Here is a 4,197-nt window from a genome sequence, read left to right as displayed (position 1 = left end):
CGCATATCGAGGGCGTCAACCTGCTGACCGATCCGCCTGAGCGCGGGCGCTGGATCGCCCCGCCTCTGGTCAAGGCGATCGACGAGACGATGGCAAAGGGCGAGCAGAGCCTGCTCTTCCTCAACCGGCGTGGCTATGCGCCGCTGACACTGTGCCGCCATTGCGGCTATCGCTTCCAATGCCCCAATTGCACCGCCTGGATGGTGGAGCATCGGCTATCGCATCGGCTGGCCTGCCATCATTGCGGCCATGTCGTGCCCGCGCCGCGTTTCTGCCCGGACTGCAAGGAGGAGGACAGCCTCGTCGCCTGCGGGCCGGGCGTCGAGCGGATCGCGGACGAAGTGAAGGCGCTGTGGCCGCTGGCACGGATTGCGATCGCTACGTCGGACACGCTGTTTTCTCCCGCCAAGGCCGCTGATTTCGTCAAGTCGGTGGAAGCGGGCGACATCGACATCATCGTCGGCACGCAGTTGGTCACCAAGGGCTATCATTTCCCCAACCTGACATTGGTGGGGGTGATCGACGCCGATCTGGGTCTGGAAGGCGGCGACCTGCGCGCGGCCGAGCGGACCTTCCAGCAGATCGTCCAGGTTGCCGGGCGCGCGGGGCGTGGGGCCAAGCCTGGGCGGGTGTTCATCCAGACACGGATGCCCGGCAGCGAAGTCATCCAGGCGTTGATCGATGGCGATACCGAACGATTCTATGCGGTCGAAACCGAGCATCGACGGCGGGCCAATGCTCCGCCCTTCGGCCGCTTCGCCGCGATCATCATTTCGAGCGAGGATGCGGACGAGGCCGCGCAGGTCGCCCGGCTGATCGGCAAATCCGCGCCGGTCATCGATGGGATGCGGGTTTATGGCCCGGCCCCGGCTCCGCTGTCGGTATTGCGCGGGCGGCATCGGCACCGCTTGCTGATCCACGCCACGCGGCAGGTGGATATTCAGTCCGCGATCCGCGAATGGCTGAGCCAGATCGTGTGGAAATCCGGGACGCGGGTGGCGGTCGATGTCGATCCCTATAGCTTCATGTGATGGAAACGCCCTGCCGCAACCTCTGTGCGCTGGATGCGGCGCGCGCGACCTGCACCGGTTGCGGCCGGACGATCGACGAGATCGTCCATTGGCGCAGCCTGACCGACGCGCAACGCGCCGCCGTCATGACGCGGGTGCGGGACTTTGCGCCTTCGCCGCGCCCTTCGGCATTTTCGCCGCCTCAGCGTCGAACTGAGCCTTCATCCTGAGCGCGTTTTCGCGCATCCCGGATTCATGGGGCGAATAGGCGATCGGATCGAGCAGGGTCGAGGCGCTGGCATAGTCACCCCTAAAAGCCATCGCCTGCGCGAAATTGAAGCGATAGCCGGGGTTTTGCGGTAGCAGGCTGAACGCCTTGTAGAGACCGTCATAGCCAAGGTCCGGCATCTTGCCGCCCCGCATGGCATGATAGCGATAGAAGAGCGCGAGCGGCACCGGGTCTTCGGTATCAGCGCGGTTGGCGCGCACGATCGCCGTCAGCGCAGCCTTCCAGTCGTCCGCCTTGTCGCTGTCATTGGCGCGTTCCAGCAACACTTCTGCCCGAACAGCTTGGGCGCGCGCGGATTGGGGGTTGCTGGCGATGGCGCGGTCAGCGGCGGCAAGCGCTGCGTCTGCCTGATCCGCCTTCCATTCCGCTTCCGCGAGCAACGCCTGCGCATAGGCATCGCCGGGATATTGGTCAGCAATGGCGCGGATAGCCGCGACAATGCCGGGCAGGTCTTCCGTCTTGGGGCGGTGGGTCAAGCGTAGCTCATCCTCAACCAAAGCCGCCTGCGCTGGGTCAACAGCGGTCACGGTAATCGCTCCGATCGCCATATCCTTGGGCGTGAGCACGCTGATGAAATGCTTTTTCCGCATATAGGCTTTGAGGTCTTTTTCGAGACCGTCCAGCCCGCCCTCAAAATAGTGCGCCACATCGCCGTCCGTCGTGCCCTTGGCGATCTCTGTCAGATAGCGGTTGATCTCCGCCTTCCGATTCGACGCGTGCTGAAAATAGAAATGGGTCAGCAACCAGGCGGTGCCATAGAAGCGATCGCCGTCTCGCAGGTTCAGTCCCTTGGTTTCGCGCGCCAGCAGTTGCGTCAGGGGATAGGGCTGGCCCAGCACGAGGCCCGGCACCCGCGCCATCGGGATATGGCCGAACTCGATCGATCCGCTTTTGGGGAACTTCACGACGGAGAAAAATTCGGCAAACCCCTCCACGAACCAGGCAGGGTAGGCGGCTGGAAAATAGTGCAGCATGAAATGATGGGCATATTCGTGGAAAAGAATTTCCTCCGCCCCTATGCCGAAGCGACCGCTTTTCGTTTCGCGAGAGAGGAAGGCGTAGGCGTTCCGTTGCGACGTGGTGTAAAAGCCCTTGAGATTGCGGTTGCCCGCCAGATCCTGCACCTTGCGGTCGTTGGACAAGAGGTAGACTTTGACCGGACTGCCCTGTTGCCGATCCGTGACGCCATAGAGGCGGCGCAGGAGGAAATCGAACTTCTCCAGACGTTCGGCAAAGCCGCGCAGCGTTTCGTCCTTGCCCTCGCTGTAAACGGTGAAATGGTCGGTCTTTGCCTGCCACCAGGTCGCGTGTGCGACGCCGGGCAGCGCGAGCATCATCGTCGCCAGCGCTTTCAACCAGAATCGCATCCTATCCCCCATTTGGCCCAGCCTTCAGAGTGGCCGAGCGATGGCACGAAGGAAAGATACAATCGGCCCGCTACTCGCCCTTTTCGCGAGCGAGCAGCGCCTGCTTGCGGTCCAGACCCCAGGCATAGCCGCCCAGCGTACCATCGCTGCGCAGCACGCGGTGGCAGGGGACGAGGACCGCCAGAACATTGTCGCCACAGGCGCTGCCCGCCGCGCGGACGGCTTGCGGCCTACCGATGGCGGCGGCTACCTCGCTGTAGCTGCGCGTTTCGCCCGGCGGGATGGCGCGCAGCGCGGCCCAGACGGCCTGTTGGAAGGCCGTGCCGCAGACGTCGATCGGCAAATCCGGCGTTTCGCCCGGATGATCCACCAGTGTCACGACGGCCTCCGCCAACTGGTCGAGAGTGGCGTCGGCCGGTTGAAGATCAGCATTGGGGAAGCGGGCGCGCAACTCTGCCTCGCCCTCGCCGAAGCTGATACAGCACAGGCCGCGCGCCGTCGCCGCGACCAAAAGCGGCCCAAGACTGCTGTCGATCGTGCGCCAGCGGATCAGCGCGCCGCGCCCGCCATCCTTCCAGGCGCTGGGCGTCATGCCCAGATGGCGGTCGGCGTCGGCATAGGCGCGGCTGGGCGCATTATAGCCCGCTGCATAGATGGCGCTCGTCACGCTGCCGGGCACGTCGAGCGCGGCCTTTAATCGGTCGGCGCGCAGGGCGCGGGCATAGGCGGCAGGGGTGAGGCCGGTTTCGCGCTTGAACAGGCGGTGGAAATGATGCGGGGCATAGCCGACATGGGCGGCGATCGCCTCCAGCCGGGTGGCGTCTTCCGTCGCCTCGATCAGCGCGCGCGCCGCCGCGACGGCGATTCGGTCGCGGCCCACCTCGTCCGGGCGGCAACGCAGGCAAGCGCGGAACCCCGCTGCGCGCGCCGCTGCGGGGTCTGGCAGGAAGCGCATATTTTCGCGTTTGGGATGGCGGGCGGCGCAGCTCGGTTTGCAATAAATGCCGGTAGTGGCGACGCAGCCGACGAAACGGTCGTCCATGGTGCGGTCGCGCGCCAGGAAAGCGGCCCAACAGGTCGCGTCGTCAGGCATCGGGTCGGCAAGGGCTGTCATCAGGGTCATGCCTATGGAATAGACGCGGGCGCTTGGCCATGCTTCCCGCGCCTTGCTTTCAAAACATTGCGGCATTTCCCGATTGCGCCGCGCCCGCCATCCAATATGTATGCCCGCTCATGATCGCCCTCCTCCGCCGCTTCGCCCTGCTGATCGCGCTTTTCGCGCCAGCAACATCCCACGCCGAACAGCAGGATATCGCTGCAGCGGCGCGCGGGGTGGTGCGGGTGGTGCTGGTCGCGACCGATGGCAGCGAGGCCTATTTCGTTGGCCATGGCAGCGGCCTGGCGGTCGCGCCCGACAAGATATTGACCAACGCCCATGTCGTCGAACTGGCGCGCGAGGAAAAGAATCTGGTCATCGGCGTGATCCCGTCAGAGGGCACCAAGACCTATGGTGGGCGCATCATCGCCTTTT

General features: G+C 64.7%; 4 protein-coding genes and 1 pseudogene. 3 read left to right on the top strand and 2 right to left on the bottom strand.

Features of this window, described 5'->3' with window-relative positions:
• A partial coding sequence (priA, locus tag IL54_RS21300) for a replication restart helicase PriA (RefSeq protein ID WP_076605633.1) occupies positions 1 to 1,031 on the top strand: 1,031 nt, incomplete at its 5' end.
• Complete coding sequence (locus tag IL54_RS23515) at positions 1,031 to 1,240, top strand: DUF1289 domain-containing protein (protein WP_076605616.1); 210 nt, start codon at positions 1,031 to 1,033, stop codon at positions 1,238 to 1,240. The genes priA and IL54_RS23515, both read left to right, overlap by 1 nt.
• Here IL54_RS23515 and IL54_RS21295 read toward each other — a convergent pair.
• Both IL54_RS21295 and ada read right to left on the bottom strand, forming a co-directional pair.
• Complete coding sequence (locus tag IL54_RS21295; protein WP_037480262.1) at positions 1,155 to 2,666, bottom strand: hypothetical protein; 1,512 nt, start codon at positions 2,664 to 2,666, stop codon at positions 1,155 to 1,157. The two genes, IL54_RS23515 and IL54_RS21295, sit on opposite strands and share 86 nt — an antisense overlap.
• 70 nt (positions 2,667 to 2,736) lie before the next feature.
• Entirely contained in the window at positions 2,737 to 3,789 is a 1,053-nt protein-coding gene (gene ada, locus IL54_RS21290; protein ID WP_037480732.1) for a bifunctional DNA-binding transcriptional regulator/O6-methylguanine-DNA methyltransferase Ada, read from the bottom strand.
• Positions 3,790 to 3,899: 110 nt separating this feature from the next.
• Between ada and IL54_RS25145 the strand changes: the two are divergent.
• Positions 3,900 to 4,197: pseudogene (locus tag IL54_RS25145) on the top strand (serine protease); the annotation flags it as partial.

This window comes from Sphingobium sp. ba1 (assembly GCF_000743655.1).
Classification (GTDB): Bacteria; Pseudomonadota; Alphaproteobacteria; order Sphingomonadales; family Sphingomonadaceae; genus Sphingobium.
The sequence above is the reverse complement of the archived record's forward strand: the minus strand, read 5'-3'. Positions and strand labels throughout refer to the sequence as shown.